Origin of the sequence: Luteimonas gilva (genome assembly GCF_005239095.1) — a bacterium.
Classification (GTDB): domain Bacteria; phylum Pseudomonadota; class Gammaproteobacteria; order Xanthomonadales; family Xanthomonadaceae; genus Luteimonas_C; species Luteimonas_C gilva.
In genome coordinates, this window is the sequence record NZ_SZUA01000001.1 from 493,752 (window position 1) to 514,313 (window position 20,562).

Annotated in this window: 18 protein-coding genes; 4 read left to right on the forward strand and 14 right to left on the reverse strand. The window is 65.4% G+C overall.

Going from position 1 to position 20,562, the window contains the following annotated elements; all coding sequences use genetic code 11:
- Positions 1-6: 6 nt before the first annotated feature.
- Positions 7-2,367, forward strand: a complete 2,361-nt coding sequence (gene pbpC / locus FCE95_RS02205) for a penicillin-binding protein 1C (RefSeq protein ID WP_137266413.1) — start codon at positions 7-9, stop codon at positions 2,365-2,367.
- 56 nt (positions 2,368-2,423) lie between these two features.
- On the opposite strand, the gene FCE95_RS02210 is transcribed toward pbpC, so the two are convergent.
- Entirely contained in the window at positions 2,424-2,999 is a 576-nt protein-coding gene (locus FCE95_RS02210; RefSeq protein ID WP_137265357.1) for a ferritin-like domain-containing protein, read from the reverse strand.
- A 20-nt stretch (positions 3,000-3,019) separates the two neighbouring features.
- Entirely contained in the window at positions 3,020-3,499 is a 480-nt protein-coding gene (locus FCE95_RS02215) for a peroxiredoxin (protein ID WP_137265358.1), read from the reverse strand.
- A 157-nt stretch (positions 3,500-3,656) separates the two neighbouring features.
- Here FCE95_RS02215 and FCE95_RS02220 point away from each other — a divergent pair, with 157 nt between their 5' ends.
- Entirely contained in the window at positions 3,657-4,115 is a 459-nt protein-coding gene (locus FCE95_RS02220; RefSeq protein WP_137265359.1) for an Hsp20/alpha crystallin family protein, read from the forward strand.
- Between the two features lie 77 nt (positions 4,116-4,192).
- Positions 4,193-5,086: a DnaJ C-terminal domain-containing protein gene (locus FCE95_RS02225; protein WP_137265360.1), complete on the forward strand. Its 894-nt coding sequence runs from the start codon at positions 4,193-4,195 to the stop codon at positions 5,084-5,086.
- Positions 5,087-5,194: 108 nt separating this feature from the next.
- On the opposite strand, the gene FCE95_RS02230 is transcribed toward FCE95_RS02225, so the two are convergent.
- From FCE95_RS02230 to purB, 11 genes are all read right to left on the reverse strand, one after another.
- Positions 5,195-5,575, reverse strand: a complete 381-nt coding sequence (locus FCE95_RS02230) for a response regulator (protein ID WP_137265361.1) — start codon at positions 5,573-5,575, stop codon at positions 5,195-5,197.
- A gap of 66 nt (positions 5,576-5,641) precedes the next feature.
- A complete protein-coding gene (locus tag FCE95_RS02235; protein ID WP_137265362.1) occupies positions 5,642-6,634 on the reverse strand; it encodes an acrylyl-CoA reductase family protein in 993 nt (330 codons plus the stop codon).
- 120 nt (positions 6,635-6,754) lie between these two features.
- Positions 6,755-6,988, reverse strand: coding sequence for a GIY-YIG nuclease family protein (locus tag FCE95_RS02240; RefSeq protein ID WP_223266746.1), 234 nt, complete (start codon positions 6,986-6,988; stop codon positions 6,755-6,757).
- 189 nt (positions 6,989-7,177) lie between these two features.
- Entirely contained in the window at positions 7,178-7,771 is a 594-nt protein-coding gene (locus tag FCE95_RS02245) for an LOG family protein (RefSeq protein ID WP_137265363.1), read from the reverse strand.
- Positions 7,772-7,919: 148 nt separating this feature from the next.
- Positions 7,920-9,344, reverse strand: a complete 1,425-nt coding sequence (gene lpdA, locus FCE95_RS02250) for a dihydrolipoyl dehydrogenase (protein WP_137265364.1) — start codon at positions 9,342-9,344, stop codon at positions 7,920-7,922.
- A gap of 107 nt (positions 9,345-9,451) precedes the next feature.
- The gene (gene sucB / locus FCE95_RS02255; RefSeq protein WP_137265365.1) at positions 9,452-10,693 is read right to left on the reverse strand and encodes a dihydrolipoyllysine-residue succinyltransferase; all 1,242 of its coding nucleotides are present in this window, start codon (positions 10,691-10,693) and stop codon (positions 9,452-9,454) included.
- Positions 10,694-10,741: 48 nt separating this feature from the next.
- Positions 10,742-13,573: a 2-oxoglutarate dehydrogenase E1 component gene (locus FCE95_RS02260; protein ID WP_137265366.1), complete on the reverse strand. Its 2,832-nt coding sequence runs from the start codon at positions 13,571-13,573 to the stop codon at positions 10,742-10,744.
- A 225-nt stretch (positions 13,574-13,798) separates the two neighbouring features.
- A complete protein-coding gene (locus FCE95_RS02265; RefSeq protein WP_137265367.1) occupies positions 13,799-14,713 on the reverse strand; it encodes a GNAT family N-acetyltransferase in 915 nt (304 codons plus the stop codon).
- On the reverse strand, positions 14,710-15,915 hold the full coding sequence (locus FCE95_RS02270) for a ribosomal protein uL16 3-hydroxylase (protein WP_137265368.1): 1,206 nt from the start codon (positions 15,913-15,915) through the stop codon (positions 14,710-14,712). Before FCE95_RS02270 ends, FCE95_RS02265 begins: the two co-directional genes overlap by 4 nt.
- A gap of 184 nt (positions 15,916-16,099) precedes the next feature.
- Positions 16,100-16,498 carry a VOC family protein gene (locus FCE95_RS02275; RefSeq protein WP_137265369.1) on the reverse strand — a complete coding sequence of 133 codons (399 nt, stop codon included), beginning with the start codon at positions 16,496-16,498 and terminating at the stop codon, positions 16,100-16,102.
- Positions 16,499-16,505: 7 nt separating this feature from the next.
- Complete coding sequence (gene purB / locus FCE95_RS02280) at positions 16,506-17,876, reverse strand: adenylosuccinate lyase (RefSeq protein ID WP_137265370.1); 1,371 nt, start codon at positions 17,874-17,876, stop codon at positions 16,506-16,508.
- A 184-nt stretch (positions 17,877-18,060) separates the two neighbouring features.
- On the opposite strand from purB, the gene FCE95_RS02285 reads away from it, so the two are divergent.
- Complete coding sequence (locus FCE95_RS02285) at positions 18,061-19,482, forward strand: class II fumarate hydratase (protein WP_137265371.1); 1,422 nt, start codon at positions 18,061-18,063, stop codon at positions 19,480-19,482.
- 233 nt (positions 19,483-19,715) lie between these two features.
- Here FCE95_RS02285 and FCE95_RS02290 read toward each other — a convergent pair whose 3' ends face one another.
- Complete coding sequence (locus FCE95_RS02290; protein ID WP_223266747.1) at positions 19,716-20,486, reverse strand: DUF4097 family beta strand repeat-containing protein; 771 nt, start codon at positions 20,484-20,486, stop codon at positions 19,716-19,718.
- Positions 20,487-20,562 lie beyond the last annotated feature (76 nt).

Consider the following 20,562-nt stretch of genomic DNA (forward strand, 5'->3'; position numbering starts at 1 on the left):
CCCGGCATGCGCCGGGATGACGGCCAAAAGACAAGACGCTGGTTGCAATGGCTGCGCTGGGGCACCGTCGCCCTGCTGTCCACGCTGCTCCTGCTCGACCTGATCTTCCCGATTCCGCTGCCGAAACAGCGCGACACCAGCACCCTGGTCGTCGCTCGCGACGGCACGCCTCTGCGCGCCTTCGCCGACCGCGATGGCGTCTGGCGCTATCCGGCGACGATCGAAGGCGTGTCGCCGCTGTATCTGCAGGCTTTGCTCAATTACGAAGACCGCCATTTCTGGCGCCATCCCGGCGTCAACCCAGTCGCGCTGGCGCGCGCGGGTTGGCAGTGGCTGCGCCACGGCCGCATCGTGTCCGGCGGTTCGACCTTGACCATGCAGGTCGCGCGCATCCTCGACAAGCACTCGCGCACGCCCTGGGGCAAGGCCAAACAACTGCTGCGCGCCTTGCAGTTGGAAGCGCATTTGTCGAAACGGGAAATCCTGACGCTCTATCTCAACCGAGCGCCTTACGGCGGTCCGATCGAAGGGGTCGAGGCCGCGAGCTGGGCGTATTTGGGCAAACCGGCAGCGCGGCTTTCGCAAGCCGAAGCGGCGCTGCTGACGGTCTTGCCGCAATCGCCGAGCCGCCTGCGGCCGGATCGCGAACCGGAAGCGGCGCAGCGCGCGCGCGACAAAGTGCTGGCGCGGATGGCCGAACTCGGCGTGTGGAGTCATGCGCAAGTGGAGGACGCGCGCATCGAGCCGGTCGTGGCGCGGTCGCTGCAGCCGCCGCAGATGGCGGCGCTGTTGGCCGAGCGCCTGCGCGCTGCGCACCCGCTCGCCGAGCGCATAGCTTCGACCATCGATCCGGAACTGCAACGCACGCTGGAAGAACGCGTCGCCGCCTATTTTTCGCAACTGCCCGAGCGCACTTCGGCGGCGTTGCTGGTTGTCGACAACGCTACGCTGGAGGCGCGGGCTTATGTCGGCTCGGTAGCCTACGGCGACAAGGCGCGTTTGGGGCACGTCGACATGGTCCAAGCCTGGCGTTCGCCCGGATCGACGTTGAAGCCGTTCCTGTACGGCCTGGCGCTCGACGACGGCCTGATCCATTCGGAAAGCTTGCTGGTCGATGCGCCGCAGGCTTTCGGCGATTACCGGCCGACGAACTTCGACACCGAATTCAACGGACCGATCGGCGCCGCCGAGGCGCTGCGTCTTTCCTTGAACGTGCCGGCGGTGGATCTGCTGGACCGCGTCGGTCCGCCGCGTTTCGCTGCAAGGTTGGCCAATGCCGGCATCGAGTTGAAATTCCCGCGCGGTGCGAAGCCCAATTTGGCTTTGATCCTGGGCGGCACGGGCGTGCGCTTGGAAGACCTGGCCGGCGCTTTCGTCGCGCTCAACCGCGACGGCGTCGCCGGCCGCGTGCGCTACGCGGCCGGCGATCCGCGGGTGGAACGACGGCTGCTTTCGCCCGGCGCGGCCTGGATCGTGCGCGAAATCCTGGAAGCCCATCCGCGCCCGGGGCAGGTGGCGGACACGTTCGATCCCGGTTCGAAACCTAAAGTAGCCTGGAAAACCGGCACCAGCTACGGTTTCCGCGACGCCTGGGCGCTGGGCGGCACGCGGCGCTACACGGTCGGCGTTTGGGTCGGGCGCCCGGACGGCACGCCCTTGCCCGGCCAATACGGTGCGGTCACGGCCTTGCCGTTGCTGTTCGAAGTGATCGACAGCTTGCCGCGCACGCGTGGCGACGCGGCGCCGCGGCCGGCGCCCGCCGGCGTGGGCGAAACCGAAATCTGTTGGCCGCTGGGCACCGCTGCGGTCGACCAGCCGGCTTCGTCCTGCCATCGCAAGATGAAAGCCTGGTCGCTCGACGGCGCCGTGCCGCCGACGTTCGCCGAACGCGGCGCGCGGCTGTGGAGCGCGGGCGCGGAACGCTTCCGCGCGGACGCGAACACCGGATTGCGCTTGTCGGCGGAGTGTTCGCGCCCGCACGAAGCGCGCGAAACCGAGATCGCGCGCTGGCCGGCCTTGGCCTCGCCATGGCTGTCCGCGGCGACGCGCAAGGCCTCCACATTGCCTGCGCTATCGCCGGATTGCGTCGCCGACGGCCGCGACGCCGCGGAACTGCTGCATATCGAAGGCATCAACGACTCGGCTACTTTGGCGCGCGCGCCGGGCAGCGAAAAACCGCTTCGCCTTCAGGTCCGCGCCTTGGGCACCGACGCTCGCGTGCAATGGCTGCTCGACGGGCGCTGGATCGGCGAAACGCGCGGCGCGCAAGTCTTCGCGCACGATTACGGCGAAGCGGGCGAACACACCCTGACGGCCTTGGCGGCGAGCGGGGCTTGGAAGCGGGTTCGGTTCCGCATCCTGCGCTGACCGCTTGGTTTTCTTTGTAGAGCGGAGCAAGCTCCGCTCTACAAAGCCGGGCGGCGCTATTTACCGATCCAACCGTTGAGCAGATCGGCGAATTCGTCGGCGTGCTCTTCTTCCTGCGCCAGGATGCTTTCCAATATCCGCTTGGTGGTGGTGTCGCGGTCGCCGATGTAGTCGATCATCTGCCGGTAGCTGTCGATCGCGATGCGCTCTGCGATCAAGTCCTCCTTGACCATGTCGCGCAGATCCTCGCCTTCCCGGTATTCGGCGTGCGAGCGCTTGGTCAGCGTGTCGGGGTTCAGGTCGGGCTCGCCGCCGAGTTGGACGATGCGTTCGGCGAGCTTGTGGGCATGCTCTTGTTCCTGCTTGGCGTGTTCCAGGAATTCGCCTTTCACCGCGTCGGCCAGCATGCCCGAGGCCATGAAGTAGTGCCGGTAGTAGCGCAGCACGCAGACGTATTCGGTGGCGAGCGCCTCGTTGAGCAATTTGATCACCGTGGCTTTGTCGGCGCTGTACGTTCCCGTCACGGCGCCCTTGTCGATGTTCTTGCGGGCGTTGGCGCGCAGGGTCGCGACGTCGTCGATGGGACGGGATTTCGCGGAACTCTGGACGGCGCTGGCTGACTTCTTGCTCATGGCTGGCCTCGTCGGTCGGATCAGGGAAGTTGCGAGAGGATGTGTTCGGCCGAAGACACTCGAAACTCGCCCGGCGCTTCGACGTTGAGCTGTTTCACCACGCCGTCCTCGGCGTACAGCGAGAAGCGCTTGGAACGCTTACCCATGCCGTAACCGCTGGCGTCCATTTCCAGGCCCAGGGCGCGGGAAAAATCGCCGTTGCCGTCGGCCAGCATCATCAGGCCGTCGGGCACGTGTTGGCTTTCGCCCCAGGCCTTCATCACGAACGGATCGTTCACCGACATGCACAGCACTTCCACGCCCTTGTCGCGGAACTCGTCGAAATGCTCGACGAAACCCGGCAAGTGGCGCTCCGAGCAAGTCGGCGTGAACGCGCCCGGCACCGCGAACAGGACCACGCGCTTGCCTTCGAACAAAGTGGGGGTGTCCACGACTTCGACCCCGTCGCGGATGCGCTGCAGCTTGGCTTCGGGCAGGCGGTCGCCGACTTGGATGGTCATGCTGTTCTCCTTGGGAAGCCGCGAGTCTAGCCGCCTTCCGCTAAGGCGGCGTCAAGGTCGGGCGGTGGAGAAGGCCTTGAAATCCGTCCGGGCGGACCTACCTCGCCGGCATGGCGGCCGTGCGCCGCCGTTCCGAGCGACATTGAGGAGACAGACGATGAGCGTCGTACGTTATCGCCAGTGGCCCAATCCCACTGCGTTCCAAGAAGAGATGAAGCAGGTATTCGACCGCTTCTTCGACCATTCGGACACCGACGAATCCGCGGTCGTGACTGCGAAATGGATTCCGCGGGTCGACATCAAGGAAGAGGCCGACCGTTTCGTCATCTACGCCGATTTGCCGGGGATCGACCCCCAGGACATCGAGGTGCAGATGGACAAGGGAATCCTGTCGATCAAGGGCGAGCGCAACAGCGAGAGCAGCACGGAAACCGAGCGCTTTTCGCGGGTCGAACGCCGTTACGGCAGTTTCCACCGCCGCTTCGCGTTGCCGGACAGCGCCGATGCCGAGGGCATCGCCGCCACGGGCCGCAACGGCGTGCTGGAAATCAGCATCCCGAAGAAGCCTGAAACTACGCCGCGCCGGATCCAGGTCGGCGCGCCGACCGTGCAATGACCGTCGCTTAGCGGCGGAAGCTGGGCTAATCTCGGCCTGCGGCAGCGATGCCGCAGGCCGAACGCCGTGGAGCGCGAATGCAATTCAAGGACTACTACCAAATCCTGGGCGTTGAACCGAGCGCGGGCGAGGCGGAACTGAAGACCGCCTATCGCCGGCTCGCGCGCAAATACCATCCCGACGTCAGCAAGGAAGCGGGCGCCGAGGAAAAATTCAAAGCCGTCAACGAGGCTTACGAAGCGCTGCGCGATCCGCAGAAACGCGCCGCTTACGACGAGCTACGCACGCGCGGCTATCGGCCGGGCGACGAGGTGCACCCGCCGCCGGGCGGCTTCGGCGGCGGCCCGGGCGGCTTCGATTTCGAAGAAGTGTTCGCCGGCGGCGACGGCGGCGGCTTCAGCGATTTCTTCGAAAGCTTGTTCGGCCGCACCCGCGGCAACGGCTTCGGCCAGCAAGCGCCCGGGCGCGGTCCGCAGCCGCGCGGGCCGACGCGCGCCAAACTGGCGGTGCCGTTGGAAGCCGTGCACGACGGCTCGACGATCCGGATCGGCGTCAACGGCAAATCGCTGGACGTGCGCATTCCCAAAGGCATCCGTCCGGGGCAAGCGATCCGCCTGGCCGGGCAGGGCGCGCATGGCGATCTGCTGTTGGAAATCGAGTACGCCGCGCATCCGCAGTTCGAAGTCGACGGACGCAACGTGATCTACGTGGCAGCGGTGGCGCCGTGGGAAGCGGCCTTGGGCGCCACGGTCAGCGTGCCGACGCTGGGCGGGCCGGTGGATCTGAAAATCCCGGCCGATTCGGAAGCCGGTCGCAAGTTGCGGTTGCGCGGCCGCGGCTTGCCGGGCGCGCCGCCGGGCGACCAGATCGTCGAATTGGAGGTGCTCGCGCCGCGCGCCAACAACGACGCCGAGCGCGAAGCCTACGAGCACATGAAGGCGGTGTTCGGCGACGATTGGCGCCGCGCTTGATCCCAGGTTTTGTGGGAGCGGCTTTAGCCGCGAGCTCTTTTCTGCAAGTCGCGAACCTGATGGGAAGAGCTCGCGGCTAAAGCCGCTCTCACAGAAGAGCGCAGCGGATCAGGCGGCTTCGGGTCCGCTGCCGAGCAGCAAGGCGACGACTTCGGCCAATTCCGATTCGCTGAACGGCTTGGTGATGTAGGCCTTCGCGCCTTGGCGCATGCCCCAGACGCGGTCGGTGTCCTGATCCTTGGTCGTCACCAATACGATCGGAATGTGCTGCGTGCCCGGATCGCGGTTGATCGATCGCGTGGCCTGGAAACCGTTGAGGTTGGGCATGACCACGTCCATCAGGATCAGGTCGGGCTTCTCGCGCTTGGCCATATCCACGCCGGCCGAGCCGTCCTCGGCGGTCAGCGCCTCATGGCCCAGTTTTTCGACGATGCGCCGGATGCCCATCAATTGCGACGGCGAATCGTCGACGATCAGGATGCGCGCCATGCTTTTCCCCTATGGATACCGCCGGATTGTAGCGCGGCGTCGGCCGTTTCCGGCGTCCGGGATGGTTCAGAATGTGACCAGGGTCCGGCCATGAGAGCCGCCGGCCAGCATGCGTTCGAACACGGCGGGCAGCCCTTCCAGCGCCGTTTCGGCGGTGCAGATCGCGTCCAAATGGCGCGGTTTCCAGTCGCTGGCCAAGCGCCTCCAGACTTCGTCGCGGATGTCGCGCGCGGTGCCGGCCGAGGCGACGCCGAGCAGGGACACGCCGCGGATGATGAAAGGCATCACCGTCGTCGGCAGGTCCGCGGCAGCCGCCAAGCCGGCGCTGGCGACGTTGCCGTAGGGCGCGGTCTGCGCCAGCAGGCTGGCCAGCATCGGTCCGCCCACGTTGTCCAGGCCCCCGCCGAAACGCGCGGTGTCCATCGGCCGGGTGGTGGACAAAACTTCGCGCCCGAGCACTTCGCGCGCGCCGATCGATTTCAAATACGCCGCTTGATCGGTCTTGCCGCTGATGGCGTGCACTTCGTAGCCGGCGCTGCTGAAAATATCGACGGCCAGCGAGCCGACGCCGCCGGTGGCGCCGGTGACCGCGAGCGGTCCGAGTTCCGGCGACTGCCGATTCTCGCTCATGCGCAGCAGCGCGAGCGCGGCGGTGAAGCCGGCGGTGCCTAGGATCATGCTTTCGCGCAAAGTCAGCCCGGCCGGCAGCGGAATCGCCCATTTCGATTCCAAGCGCGCGTACTGCGAATAGCCGCCGTCGCGCGTTTCGCTCAGGCCCGAGCCGGTGGCCAGGACGGCGTCGCCTTCCTTGAATTTCGGATCGGTGGAGGCGACCACATGGCCGGCGACATCGATGCCGCCGACCAGCGGGAACTTGCGCAGGATTTTGCCTTGCCCCGTGCCCGCCAGCGCGTCCTTGAAATTGACCGACGAGTAGGCGGTCTTGATCACGACTTCGCCAGGGGCGAGATCGTCGATCGCGACTTGTTCGATGCCGCTACGGTAGCCGGATGCGTCGTTGTGGATGCGAAAAGCCATAAAAGTGCTAGGAATCGCCATTACTTTACTCGCCGTTCCGGCGTAAGCCGGAATCCAGGGTAGCCGACATAGGCCTGGCAGCCAACGCCTCCACCGCTGTCATTCCGGCGAAAGCCGGAACCCAGGCAATCCGACGCGGTATCAGTGGCCGACCATTTCGGGGTACAAGTCATTCCACATCGGGTTTCCGCTTTCGATGAGCTGCAATTTCCACTTTCGCTTCCACTCTTTGATTGCTTTCTCGCGAGCGATTGCGGTCGACATGTCGCCATGGAGTTCGTACCACACGAGGAGGACGATGCCATATCGCTTCGTAAACCCGTCTACGAGATGGTTGCGGTGTTCGTGCACCCGTTTAATCAGATCAGAAGTCACGCCCGTCCCGTATAAAGCGTGCCGTTACGGCGGCTAGACATGATGTAAACGGCGGGTTGCTTCACCTTCGCTCGTTCCGTGCCTGGGTCCCGGCTTTCGCCGGGATGACGGGATCGAGTACGGCTGAGTGGACGCTGTCGGATTTCAGTGCTTGGTCTCGTCAGAGCATTCTGACGCCGAGAAGCTGTCTTACCGCAACTCCCGCCGCCGCTTCTCGTCCATCCATTTCGACGCCTGCGCAGGTTCGTACGCGCGCAACCACGAGAACAACGCGTCGATATCGTCGCCATGCCACAAATCGGTGCGCTGGTCGGCATGCAGGAAGCGCTCGGCCACCATCCGGTCCAGCATCGCCATCAGCGGCTCGTAGAAGCCGTCGACGTCGAAAAAAGCGCAAGGCTTGTCGCCCAGGCCCAACTGGCGCCAGGTGAGCATTTCGAACATTTCGTCCAGCGTGCCGAAGCCGCCGGGCAGGGCGACGAAGGCGTCGGCCAGGTCGAACATGCGCGCCTTGCGTTCGTGCATGGATTCGACGACTTCGAGCCGGGTGAGGCCGTCGTGCGCGACTTCCCAATTCACCAGCTGCGCGGGGATCACGCCGACCACTTCGCCGCCGGCTTCCAGCACCGCGTCCGCGACGATGCCCATCAGGCCGACGTTGCCGCCGCCGTAGATCAGGGTGAGTTTTTCTTTGGCGATTCGGGTGCCGAGGGCGATGGCGCGTTCGGCATAAACCGGTTTGTTGCCGGAGTTGGAGCCGCAGTAGACGCAGATGGATTTCATCGCCGGCTCGCTCTTGCCTCTGAAGCCGTCATTCCCGCGAAGGCGGGAATCCAGCGACTTTGATTCTCCAGAGAGCGGCGAGGCGAACTCGCGCCGCCGCGTGCCCTCACCCAACCCTCTCCCGCAGGCGGGAGAGGGCTCAAGCAGATCAGTTGGCCTTGTGGATCGCGCGCTTGTCCACCGCCATCGCCGCGTCGTGGATCGACTCGGACAAGGTCGGGTGCGCATGGCAGATCCGCGCCAGATCGTCGGCCGAGCCGCTGAATTCCATGGTCAGCACGCCTTCGTGGACGAGTTCGGAAACGCCGACGCCGACCAGGTGCAGGCCCAGCACGCGGTCGGTTTCCGCATGCGCGATCACTTTGACGAAGCCCGCGGGTTCGGCCATCGCCACCGCGCGGCCGAGCGCGGCGAACGGGAAGCTGCCGGTCTTGTACGGAATGCCTTCGGCCTTGAGCTGTTGCTCGGTCTTGCCGACCCAGGCGATTTCCGGCTCGGTGTAGATCACCCACGGAATCGTGTCGTAGTTGACGTGGCCGGGCAGGCCGGCGATCAGCTCGGCGACCATGATGCCTTCCTCGAAACCCTTGTGCGCCAGCATCGGGCCGCGCACGCAGTCGCCCACGGCCCACACGCCGTCGACGCCGGTGTGGCAATGCTCGTCGACTTCGATCACGCCGCGTTGGTCGAGCTTCACGCCGGTGCCGTCGGCCAACAGGCCCTTGCTCGCGGCGCGGCGGCCGACCGAGACCAGGAGTTTGTCGACGACGATGGTCTTCTCGCCTTCGCTGTCGGTGAAGGTGACGTGCACTTCCTTCTTCTTGACCTCGCACTTGGACACCTTCGCGCCGAGGCGGATGTCCAGACCCTGCTTCTTGAATTCCTTCGCGGCGGTCTTGGCGACTTCGGCGTCGGCCGCGGCGAGGAAGTCGGACAGGGCTTCGAGTACGGTCACTTCGCTGCCCAGGCGCTTCCACACGCTGCCCAGTTCCAGGCCGATCACGCCGGCGCCGATCACGCCCAGCCGCTTGGGAACCGCGGTGAAATCGAGCGCGCCGACGTTGTCGACGATGTATTCGTTGTCGAACTTGGCGAACGGCAGTTCGATCGAATCCGAACCGGCGGCCAGGATCACGTTGGTGCCTTTCAGTTCGACTTCCGAACCGTCGTGCTGCTTGACCTTGACGATGTTGCCCGGAAACAGCGTGCCGAAGCCGTAGTACGGCGTCACCTTGTTCGCCTTGAACAGCATCGCGATGCCGCCGGTGAACTGCTTCACGATCTTGTCCTTGCGGCCGATCATGGTGCCGATGTCGACCTTGGCGTCCTTGAAGGTGATGCCGTGCTCGCCGAACAGATGGCCCATGTTCCAGTACTGGCGCGAGCTGTCGAGCAGCGCCTTGGACGGAATGCAGCCCACGCGCAGGCAGGTGCCGCCGAGCGCGGGCTTGCCGTCCTTGCCGAGCGCGGCGTCGATGCAGGCGGTCTTCATGCCCAGCTGCGCGGCGCGGATCGCGGCGTGGTAGCCGGCGGGGCCGGCGCCGATGACGATGACGTCGTAGTTTTCTGCCATTTGTTCGGCTCCTAAGTGTTTTGAGAAACGAGATAACAGGAAAGAGGAACTAGTGAGAGCGCATTGGCGCCACTCGTTTCTAATTCCTCTTCACTAGTTCCTCGCTCTTACATGCCGAGCAGCATCCGGCTCGGATTCTCCAACTGGTTCTTGATGTCGACCAGGAACAGCACCGCGTCCTTGCCGTCGATGATGCGGTGGTCGTAGGACAGCGCGATGTACATCATCGGCGCGGCGACCACGGCGCCGTTCTCGACGATGGCGCGTTCCTTGATGGCGTGCATGCCCAGGATCGCGCTTTGCGGCGGATTCACGATCGGCGTGGACATCAGCGAGCCGAAGGTGCCGCCGTTGGTGATGGTGAAGGTGCCGCCCTGCAGGTCTTCCAGCGCCAGCTTGCCGTCGCGGGCCTTCTTGGCGTATTCGCCGATCTGCTGCTCGATCTCGGCGAAGGACAGGCGCTCGACGTTGCGCACCACCGGCGTGACCAGGCCCTTGTCGGTCGACACCGCGATCGAGATGTCGGCGTAGCCGTGGTAGACGATGTCGTTGCCGTCGACCGAAGCGTTGACGACGGGATGACGCTGCAGCGCGTTGGCCGCGGCCTTGGCGAAGAAGCTCATGAAGCCGAGCTTGATCCCGTTGGCCTTCTCGAACGATTCGCCCAACTCCTTGCGCATCGCCATCACCTTGCCCAGGTTGACCTCGTTGAACGAGGTGAGCATGGCGATCGAATTCTTGGACTGCATCAGGCGCTCGGCGATGCGCGCGCGGATGCGGGTCATGGCCACGCGTTCTTCCGGACGCGCGCCGCCGCCGACGCCGGCGGTCTTGCCGCTCGCGTAGTTGATCAGGTCTTCCTTGGTCACCGCGCCGCGGCGGCCGGTGCCTTCCACTTGCGACGGGTCGATGCCTTCCTTCGCGGCGGTGAACTTGGCGCCGGGCGGCAATTCGTTGGCGCTGGCGACGGGTGCGGGCTTGGTGCTCGAAGGCGCGGCGGCTTCGGCCTTCGCGGCCTCAGCTTTAGGTTGCACTTCCTGCGCGCCGGCGGCGGGAGCTTTCTCGGCTTTCGCTTCGGCCTTCGGCGCTTCGGAAGAAGCCGCGGCGGCCGCGCCTTCGTCGATCACTGCGATGACCTGTTGGCTGGTGACGGTGTCGCCTTCCTTGAACTTGATTTCCTTCAGCACGCCGTCGACGGTCGAAGGCACTTCCAGCACCACCTTGTCGGTTTCCAGATCGACCAGGTTCTCGTCGCGCTTGACCGCGTCGCCCGGCTTCTTATGCCAGGACGCGATGGTCGCGTCGGAGACGGATTCGGGCAGAACGGGAACTTTGATTTCGGTGGCCATGGTGGCGTCCTAGGTTTCTGGCGCGGATTAGAAGGGGCTCTTGTGGGATCACTCGGCGGCGTGCTTGCCGTTGAGCGGATTGACCAACGCATCGGCGACCAATTGCTGCTGCTCGGCCACGTGGTCGTTGAAATGGCCGACGGCGGGCGAGGGCGAGCGAGCGCGGCCGGCGTAATGCACCGCCTGTTTGGGCTGGATGCACGCGTCCAGGTGGTGCTTGATCTGGTACCACGCGCCCTGGTTCTGCGGTTCTTCCTGGCACCACACGACTTCGGCGGCCTTGGCGTAGCGCTTCAACTCGGCGGCCAGCTGCGCGCGCGGGAACGGATACAGCTGTTCGACGCGCAGGATCGCCACGTTGTCCAGCTTCTGCTTCTGCGCTTCCTCGAACAGGTCGAAGTAGACGCGGCCCGAGCACAGCACCACGCGGGTGACTTTCTTCGGATCGGCCTTGGCGTCGGGAATCAGGTGCTGGAACTCGCCGTCGGCCAGTTCGTCCAGCGTGGACACCGCCAGCTTGTGGCGCAGCAGCGACTTCGGCGTCATCACCACCAACGGCTTGCGCGTATCCATGCGCATCTGCCGGCGGATCATGTGGAAAGCCTGCGCCGGCGTGGTCGGCACGCAGACCAGCATGTTTTCCAGCGCGCACAACTGCAGGAAGCGCTCCAGGCGGGCCGAGCTGTGCTCGGGGCCCTGGCCTTCGTAGCCGTGCGGCAGGAACAGGGCCAAGCCGCAGAGACGGTCCCACTTGGCTTCGCCCGAGGACAGGAACTGGTCGATCACCACCTGCGCACCATTGGCGAAATCGCCGAACTGCGCTTCCCAGATGTCGAGCGTGGCGGGATCGGCGGTGGAGTAGCCGTACTCGAAGGCCATCACCGCTTCTTCGCTGAGCAGCGAGTCGATGATGGTGGCGTCTTCCGGATTCTTCACCAGTTGCTGCAGCGGCAGATAGTCCTTGTCGGTCTTCTGGTCGTGCAGCACCGCATGGCGGTGGAAGAAGGTGCCGCGGCCGCTGTCCTGGCCGACCAGGCGCAGGCGGTTGCCTTCGGTGAGGATCGTCGCGTACGCGAGATTCTCGGCGAAGCCCCAGTCGGCGGGCAGTTCGCCGGCCATCATCTTGCGGCGGTCTTCGTAGATCTTGGCGACGCGCGGATGCAGCACGATGTCGGCCGGGACCGTGTTGATCGCGTTCGCCAGCTCGTCGAGCTTCTTGCGCGGGAAGGTCGTGTCGACCTTGTCGCTGACCTTGCCCGACAGGTACTTCGACCAGTCGATGGTGAACTCGTCCGGCTTCACCGTGGCCAGTTCGGTGGTGACTTCGCCGGCGTCCAGCTTGTCGCGGTATTTGTCGACCACCGCCTGCGCTTCGCCTTCCTTCAGCACGTTCGTCGCCAGCAGGCGGTCGGCGTACAGCTCGCGCGGCGTCTTGTGGGCGCGGATGGTCTGGTACATCAGCGGCTGGGTGGCGGCGGGTTCGTCGGCTTCGTTGTGGCCGTGGCGGCGGTAGCAGACCAGGTCGATGACCACGTCCTTGCCGAAGCGCTGGCGGAAGTCGAAGGCCAGTTCGGCGCAGAACACCACCGCTTCGGGGTCGTCGCCGTTCACGTGCAGCACCGGCGCGCCGACCATCTTGGCGACGTCCGTGCAGTACAGCGTGCTGCGCGCGTCCTGGCGGTCGCTGGTGGTGAAGCCGACCTGGTTGTTGATGACGATGTGGACCGTGCCGCCGACGCGGAAACCGCGCGCCTGCGACATCTGGAACAGCTCCATCACCACGCCCTGGCCGGCGAAGGCGGCGTCGCCGTGCAGCAGCACCGGCAGGACTTTCTTTCGTTCCTTGTCGCCGCGGCGCTGCTGGCGCGAACGCACGCTGCCGACCACGACCGGGTCGACGATTTCCAGGTGCGAGGGATTGAACGCCAACGCGATGTGGACCGGACCGCCCGGCGTCTGCACGTCGGCGCTGAAGCCCATGTGGTACTTCACGTCGCCGGTATGGGCCCGGTCGTCGCGGCTGTGCTCGAACTTGCCTTCGAACTCGTCGAACAGCTTGCGCGGCGATTTGCCCAGCGTGTTGACCAGCACGTTCAGACGGCCGCGGTGTGCCATGCCCAGCACCACGTCCTTGACGCCGTCGGCGCCGGCGCGGCGGATCATATTGTCCAGCAGCGGCACCAGTGCATCGCCGCCTTCCAGCGAGAACCGTTTCTGGCCGACGTACTTGGTGTGCAGATAGCGTTCCAGGCCTTCGGCCGCGGTCAGGCGCTCCAGGATGCGGCGCTTGTCGTCTTCGGTCCGCTTGTAGTCGCCGCCGGCGTTTTCCAGGCGCTCGTACAACCAGCGCCGTTGTTCGGCGTCGGCGATGTGCATGAACTCGGCGCCGATCGGACCGGTGTAGGTGGCCTTGAGCAGGGACAGCAGATCGCCGAGCTTCATCCGTTCGCGGCCGGCGACGCCGCCGGTGCTGAACTCGCTGCCCAGGTCGCTTTCGGACAAACGATGGAAGCCCAGGCCCAGGTCGGGCGCGTCGGGCTTGTCCAGCATGCCGAGCGGATCGAGGTTGGCGGCCAGGTGGCCGCGCGAACGGTAGGCGGTGATCAGGCGGCCGACGTGGCGTTCGCGTTCGTCGCCGCTGCCGGCACCGAGCACGGCCACGCCGCGTGCGGCCAATTTGCCGGCTTGGGCCACGGCGTCGATGACCGCCGAATGCGGCACGTCGCCCGCTTCACGGCCTTTGAACCCATCGAAATATGCCTTCCATTTGGGCCCGACGCTGTCGGGATCGACCAGGTACTGTTCGTACAGGTCTTCGATGAAGGCGGCATTGGCGCCGAGCTGGGAGGACTGCGCAAACTGCTTGAGAAGACTGTCCACGTCTGGCTTGAGTAGGCTCGTGATGGGGGCAAGCGCTTGATTCGACGGGATTTTTCGCTTCCCGTCGAAGCGGTCGCGCAAGAACCGAAATTATAGCCGCTTGCGTTGCCGCAGCGCATCATTAGATGGTCTTAGACGCGATTGTCCGCGTGCTTTTGTGGGAGGGGCTTTAGCCCCGACAAGTTCTATGTCGGGGCTAAAGCCCCTCCCACAAGAGCGATGCGATCAAATGCCCAGGGCGCGGAACTCGGGGCAGGGACGCGAGCGTTCCCAAATCGGTTTGAAGCTTTCCACCAATTGGCGGGCGCGACCGGCGCCGTCCAGATCGGTTTCGCCGTCGAAGCGATGGCCCAGGGTGCGGAAGTAGTAGCCGCCGGTGTCGTTGGCGATGAAGGCCGACGGATAGGCGCGATCGGCCGGATCGTCCACCTCGCGGAACTGGAACAGGCTGGGCAGGCGCTGCGCCAGTCCCAGCAGCGGCGCGTGCGCGCGCTGCACGGCCTCGGCATCCTGCAGCAGGAACCGGGCCTCGCCGCCATGGCCGGACGTGCCGTAGCGGCGCCAGGCCTCGAGCACCGGCGCCGCATCGAACAGGCCCGGGTCCAATTCGCGGCTATAGATCCAGAGATAGCGCCGTGCGCCCAGGATCACGGCCACGGTCGCGGCGATGGCCGCTTCCCGGTCTTCGATCGCGGTCGCACCGCCCAGCATGCGCCGCATCGCCTGGTGTTCGATGCCGGCCTCCCAGAACCGCTCGCCGTAAGGCACGAAGCCGTGGCGGATGTAGAACGCGGACGCCGACACTTGCGAATTCAAAGACAGTTCGCGCCAGCCGCGTCGCCGCGCCGATTCGATCAAGGCCGCCAGCATCGCATCGCCCACGCCCTTGCCGCGCCATTCGCGCAGCACGGCCATGCGCCCGACCTTGCGTTCGGGCGTCAGCCGGCCCGTGCCGATCGGGCGGCCGCCCGGATCGCGCGCGATCACGTGCAGGCATTGCGGATCCAGCTCGTCCCATTCCTCGGCGATCGGCACGTTCTGCTCTTGCACGAACACGGTCTCGCGCACGCTGCGCAATTCGGGCAGGCCGGTTCCGTAGTCGATCGGCTCGACGCTGAAGCCGGAAGGGTTCGCGCTCATGCCGCGTCCTCGTCGGGCATGGCCAATTGATAGTGGCCGCCTTGCAGCAATTCGTACACGGCGTCGCGGCCGCGCTCGGAAAGGGCGGCGTAACTGCGTCCGTCGAAACGGTCCGCGGCGGCGATGCGCTGCGCGTCGCGCGCGGGCAGCGCATGGCTCTGGCCGGCGGCGAACAAGGTCGCGCCTTGTGCGGCCTTGCGCCAGGCCATCCGGGTGAACGGATGGCGATGCAGCACCGCGCCTTGCTGCAAATCCCATTCGACTTCGATCCGCGAGCGCTTCTCGTCGCCGGGCGCGGCATGCCCGGCGCTGCGGTACAATGTGATGAAGCGTCCGAACCAATCGCCCAGCCGGTCGGCGTCGTTCATCCGCAATTCGTTCAAGGCTTCGACGACGCGGCGCATCGCTTCGGCATCGATTTCGTTCGGATCCTTGGGCGGCGCCAAATCCGGATCGCGGTAGCGCAGCGCTTCGTCGGCGTCCGCAGCCAAGGTGTCGACGAAATCGCCGAGCAGTTCGGCCGCCGACGGCGCGCGCATGCCGATCGAGAACGTGAGGCAGGCGTCTTCGGCGACGCCGTGGTGCGGCACGCCGGGCGGCAGATAGAGCATGTCGCCGGGACCCAGCACCCAATCGTGGTTCGGCGCGAAGCGCTGCAGCAGCTTGAGCTCGGCGTCCTTGCGGAAATGCACCGGCGGATTCGGACGGTCGTCGATCTGCCAGCGGCGATGGCCTTGCGCCTGCAGCAAGAATACGTCGTATTGATCGACGTGGGCGCCGACCGAGCCGCCGGGCGCGGCGAAGGACACCATCACATCGTCGATCCGCCAGCGCGGCAGGAAGTCGAACGCCGGCAGCAGCGCGGCGATGTCCGCATCCCATTTGTCGACGTCCTGCACCAGCAGCGTCCAGTCGTGCTGCGGCAGGGTCGGGAACATTTCCTCAGGGAAAGGGCCGTGCCGCAGCAGCCAACGATCGTGCTCGCGCTCGTGCGCGACGATGCGGGCCAGGGCGCTGTCTTCGCAGGCCAGGCCGGCCAGGTCTTCCGGCGAGATCGGCGAGACGAAGCCAGGGAAGGCGTTGCGGATCAGCAGCGGCCTTTTTTGCCAGTAGTCGCGCAGGAAATCGGACGCCGGCATGCCCAGCGGCGGCTGGTTGCGGGCGTCGACTTCGATGGGGAGCTGTGCTTTGCGCTTTGCCATGCTTTGCTCTCAAGCCGTCATCCCAGCGAAAGCTGGGACCTATTTTCGCCTTTTTGGACGACGGAGCGAAGCAAAATCAAGCTGGATCCCAGCTTGACTCGCTAACGCTCCCCTTCGGGCCGGCTTTGCCGTTAACTCGCATCGCTCGTTTCGCCGGGATGACGGCGTGACGAATGGCTGGAGCTCAAATCGCGATCTCGTCATAGCCGCGTCCGAGGAACTGCAACAAACACCAGCCATGCCCGAACGGATCGGCCAGTTGCGCGAGCCGGCCCCAGTTCGCTTCGCGGATCGGCCCTTCCTGCTGCGCTCCGGCCGCCAGCGCTCGGCGCAAAGCGGCGTCGAGATCGTCGACCACCCAATCGCAGTGGATCGGCGTCCAGTGGCGTTCGTAGCCGCGCAAGGAATTGCCGGCGCCGCGGCTGCCCACGGGTTTCTCCAGCAGATAGATCGTGGCGCCCGAGCCGAGCAGTTCGACCACATGGATGCCGAGCCGCCGCGCTGGATTCAAGCCGAACGCGGCGACGTAGAAGGCCTCGGCGGCGGCCAAATCGGGCACATCGATGTTGAGCAGCAGCCGCATAGCGCGCTCAGATGTCCCGCGCCAGTTTTTCGGCGAGGCCGGTGTAGGTGCCCGGCGTCATGTCGAGCAAGCGGCGCTTGTCCGCTTCGGGCAGCTCCAGCGTCCGGATGAATTCGCGCATCGACGCTTCGTTGATGCCTTGGCCGCGCGTCAGCGCTTTCAATTGCTCGTAAGGATTCGGCAAGCCGTGCCGGCGCATCACGGTTTGCACGGCTTCGGCCAGCACTTCCCAGGACGCGTCCAGATCGGCGGCCAGGCGCTCCGGATTGGCGCTGAGCTTGTTCAAGCCGCGCAGCAGCGCGTCGTAGCCGATCAAGGCGTGGCCGAAGGCGGTTCCGAGCGCGCGCAACACGGTGGAATCGGTCAGGTCGCGCTGCCAGCGGCTGATCGGCAGCTTGGCGGCGAAATGCTCGAACAAGGCGTTGGCGATGCCGAAATTGCCTTCGGCGTTCTCGAAATCGATCGGGTTCACCTTGTGCGGCATGGTCGAGCTGCCGACTTCGCCGGCCTTCACCGCCTGCTTGAAATAGCCGAGCGAGATGTAGCCCCAGATGTCGCGGCACAGGTCGATGCAGACCGTGTCGATCCGCTTCTGCGCGTCGGAAATTTCGGCGATGCCGTCGTGCGGCTCGATCTGGGTGGTGTAAGCGTTGAAATCCAGATCCAGCGATTCGACGAAGCGCCGGGCGAACGCGGGCCAATCCACGTCCGGGTAGGAGGCGACGTGGGCGTTGTAGTTGCCGACCGCGCCGTTGATCTTGCCGCCCAGCGACACCGCGGCCAGCTGTTCGCCTTGGCGGCGCAAGCGGGCGACGACGTTGGCCAATTCCTTGCCGACGGTGGTGGGCGACGCGGTTTGGCCGTGGGTGCGCGACAGCATCGGCAGCGCGGCGTGTTCGTGCGCCATCGCGCGCAGCTTTTCGATCAGCGCATCGAGCTTGGGCAGCAGCACCGTCTGCCGGGCTTCGTTGAGCATCAGCGCGTAAGACAGGTTGTTGATGTCCTCGCTGGTGCAGGCGAAGTGGACGAATTCCAAGGCCGGGCCGAGTTCGGCGTCGTCCTTCAGGCGTTCCTTGATGAAATATTCGACGGCTTTGACGTCGTGGTTGGTGGTGCGTTCGATCTCTTTGACCCGCGCCGCGTCGGCGACCGAGAAACCGTCGGCGAGCGCGCGCAGCCGCGCCGCGGCGGCATCGGCGAACGGCGGCAGTTCGCCGATGCCGGGCTCGGCGGCCAGGGCCAGCAGCCATTCGACTTCGACCTTCACCCGCGCCTTGACCAGACCGTATTCGGAGAAGATCGGGCGCAGCGCGTCGACTTTGCCGGCATAACGGCCGTCGAGCGGGGATAGGGCGAGCAACTGGGATTCGGCGGTCATGGATTCGGCGCAGGCAGGCAAGCGGCCATTTTAGCGCGGCTTTGCCGGGGGCGGCTTTTTTGTGGGCGCGGCTTTCGCCGCGAGCTCTTTTTGCCCAGGTGCCGAATAGCTCGCGGCTAAAGCCGCTCCCACAAAAGCCAACGCAAAGCGGCGTATCCTGCGCGGCATCGAACGAGGAGCCCTCATGACCAAGCGCAAAACTCCGTCGGAGTACCGCATCGAACACGACAGCATGGGCGAGCTGCAGGTGCCCGCCGCCGCCTTGTGGGGCGCGCAGACCCAGCGCGCCGTGCAGAATTTCCCGGTGTCGGGCCGGCCGATGCCGCGCGGTTTCATCCGTGCTTTGGGATTGGTCAAGGGCGCCGCCGCCGAGGTCAACGCCGGTTTCGGTTTGTTGCCGAAAACCGTCGCCAAAGCCATCGGCGAAGCCGCGGCGCAGGTCGCCGTGGGCGAACACGACGCGCAGTTCCCGATCGACGTGTACCAGACCGGTTCGGGCACCTCGTCCAATATGAACGCCAACGAAGTGATCGCCACGCTCGCCACGCGCGCGGGCAAGGCCAAGGTGCATCCGAACGACCATGTCAATCTCGGCCAGAGTTCCAACGACGTGATTCCCACGGCGATCCGGGTTTCGGCGCAGTTGGCGGTAGCCGAGGATCTTTTGCCGTCGCTCAAGCACCTGCGCAAGACCATCGATCGCCGCGCGCAATCGTTGGGCAAGACGGTCAAGACCGGCCGCACGCATCTGATGGATGCGATGCCGCTGACTTTCGGCCAAGAATTCGGCGCCTGGTCGGCGCAATTGGCCTCGGCGCAGGCGCGGATCGAAGACGCCTTGAAGCGTCTGCGGCGCTTGCCGATCGGCGGTACCGCGATCGGCACCGGCATCAACGCCGATCCGCGCTTCGGCAAGGCGATGGCCAAGGCCTTGTCGTCGCTGACCGGCACTAAATTCGAATCGGCCGCCGACAAGTTCGAAGGGCTGGCGTCGCAGGACGACGCGGTCGAGTTGTCCGGTCAGCTCAACGCATTGGCGGTGGCGCTGATGAAGATCGCCAACGACCTGCGCTGGATGAACGCCGGGCCGCTGGCGGGATTGGGCGAGATCGAATTGCCGGCTTTGCAGCCAGGCAGTTCGATCATGCCGGGCAAGGTCAATCCGGTGATCGCCGAAGCGACCTGCATGGTCTGCGCCCAGGTGATGGGCCACCACACGGCGATCACCGTGGCCGGCGCCAGCGGCAATTTCCAGCTCAACGTGATGCTGCCGCTGATCGCGAACGATCTGCTCGATTCGATCGGTCTGCTCGCCAACGTCATGCGCCTGCTGGCCGACAAGAGCATCGCCGGCCTGAAGGTGCGCGGCGACAACGTGGCTTCGGCGCTGGGCCGCAATCCGATCCTGGTCACCGCGCTCAATCCGATCATCGGCTACGAAAAAGCGGCGGCGATCGCCAAGCGCGCTTATAAGGAAAACCGGCCGGTATTCGACGTGGCGCTGGAGGACAGCGGCTTGTCCGCGGCGCAACTGAAGAAATTGCTGGATCCGGCCGTGCTGACCAAGGGCGGCATCCACGCCGGTGGGGCGGGCGGCGGCGGATGATAGTTTTGTCTTTGTAGAGCGGAGCTTGCTCCGCTGCTTCGGCTTTTCGTAGGTGCGAATTCATTCGCACACCGTTGCATGAAAAAGCGTGCGAATGAACTCGCACCTACCAAATCAGAAGCGAAGGCAGCGGAGCAAGCTCCGCTCTACAAAGAAAACCCCGCCGAAGCGGAGTTGGGGGGAAACGGCGAACGCTGGGAGGCCTGTTCGCCGCTGGGGAAGGGCTTATTCCGTCAATCGTCTTCGGGGACGTCCACGCGGCCTTTGACGTCGCGATGGTTGACGCCGCCGCTGCCGACATGCGCCACGCGCAAACCGCCATCGATGTCCACCGCGCTCAAGTCGCCGGACCCGATGCTGCGCGCATCGACGCTGCCGCCGACCTGGCGCAAATCCACGTCGCCGGATCCGATGGTGCCGATGCGCACGTCGCCGCGAATGCGGTCGCCCTCGAACTCGCCGGAACCGACCGCTTCGATCTGCAACTGGCCGATGTCCGAAACCTTCAGATCGCCCGAGCCGACGTCCGCCGTCAGCCGGTCGGCGCCGCTCACGCTCAAGTCGCCGGAGCCCACGTGCGCGTCGACGTTGGCGATGCCGGAGACGTCGCCGTCGCCCGATCCGACATCCATTTCCAGGGCGACGTTCTTGGGCAGCGTGACGTCGACGTCGAACGAGGAATAGCCGTTGAACCAGCCGCCGGACCAGGCCTTGCGATCGCCGGTTTCGATGATGAGCCGATCGCCCTCGCGCTTCTGCACCAGTTGCAGGCGATCCAGGCCTTCCTGCGAACTCGCGCAGGCACGACCCGAAGCGCGAGCCGCGCTGCCGGACTTCACGTTGAAATCGTAAGGGCCGGTCCGCACCACCACGGTGCGCACGCCGGACAGGTTCAGCGCCAGGTTGCGGTCGGCTCCGTATTTGCACTGTTCGGCGGCTTGGGCGAAAACAGGAATCGCCAGCAGGGGCAGGGCGAGGAGGGACAGCATCAAAGTCTTCTGCATGGCTAAGCTCCGTGGTCTTGAAACGCCTGCGGCCAGGCCGCGATCTGGAATGGGATGCGTCGAAGGCCGCCGCGGT

Excerpts from the sequence above, each read along its gene's own strand:
- pbpC (WP_137266413.1), top strand. The coding sequence starts at position 7 with ATGCGCCGGGATGACGGCCAAAAGACAAGACGCTGGTTGCAATGGCTG.
- FCE95_RS02210 (WP_137265357.1), bottom strand. The coding sequence starts at position 2,999 with ATGAGCAAGAAGTCAGCCAGCGCCGTCCAGAGTTCCGCGAAATCCCGT.
- FCE95_RS02215 (WP_137265358.1), bottom strand. The coding sequence starts at position 3,499 with ATGACCATCCAAGTCGGCGACCGCCTGCCCGAAGCCAAGCTGCAGCGC.
- FCE95_RS02220 (WP_137265359.1), top strand. The coding sequence starts at position 3,657 with ATGAGCGTCGTACGTTATCGCCAGTGGCCCAATCCCACTGCGTTCCAA.
- FCE95_RS02225 (WP_137265360.1), top strand. The coding sequence starts at position 4,193 with ATGCAATTCAAGGACTACTACCAAATCCTGGGCGTTGAACCGAGCGCG.
- FCE95_RS02230 (WP_137265361.1), bottom strand. The coding sequence starts at position 5,575 with ATGGCGCGCATCCTGATCGTCGACGATTCGCCGTCGCAATTGATGGGC.
- FCE95_RS02235 (WP_137265362.1), bottom strand. The coding sequence starts at position 6,634 with ATGGCGATTCCTAGCACTTTTATGGCTTTTCGCATCCACAACGACGCA.
- FCE95_RS02245 (WP_137265363.1), bottom strand. The coding sequence starts at position 7,771 with ATGAAATCCATCTGCGTCTACTGCGGCTCCAACTCCGGCAACAAACCG.
- lpdA (WP_137265364.1), bottom strand. The coding sequence starts at position 9,344 with ATGGCAGAAAACTACGACGTCATCGTCATCGGCGCCGGCCCCGCCGGC.
- sucB (WP_137265365.1), bottom strand. The coding sequence starts at position 10,693 with ATGGCCACCGAAATCAAAGTTCCCGTTCTGCCCGAATCCGTCTCCGAC.
- FCE95_RS02265 (WP_137265367.1), bottom strand. The coding sequence starts at position 14,713 with ATGAGCGCGAACCCTTCCGGCTTCAGCGTCGAGCCGATCGACTACGGA.
- FCE95_RS02270 (WP_137265368.1), bottom strand. The coding sequence starts at position 15,915 with ATGGCAAAGCGCAAAGCACAGCTCCCCATCGAAGTCGACGCCCGCAAC.
- FCE95_RS02275 (WP_137265369.1), bottom strand. The coding sequence starts at position 16,498 with ATGCGGCTGCTGCTCAACATCGATGTGCCCGATTTGGCCGCCGCCGAG.
- purB (WP_137265370.1), bottom strand. The coding sequence starts at position 17,876 with ATGACCGCCGAATCCCAGTTGCTCGCCCTATCCCCGCTCGACGGCCGT.
- FCE95_RS02285 (WP_137265371.1), top strand. The coding sequence starts at position 18,061 with ATGACCAAGCGCAAAACTCCGTCGGAGTACCGCATCGAACACGACAGC.
- FCE95_RS02290 (WP_223266747.1), bottom strand. The coding sequence starts at position 20,486 with ATGCAGAAGACTTTGATGCTGTCCCTCCTCGCCCTGCCCCTGCTGGCG.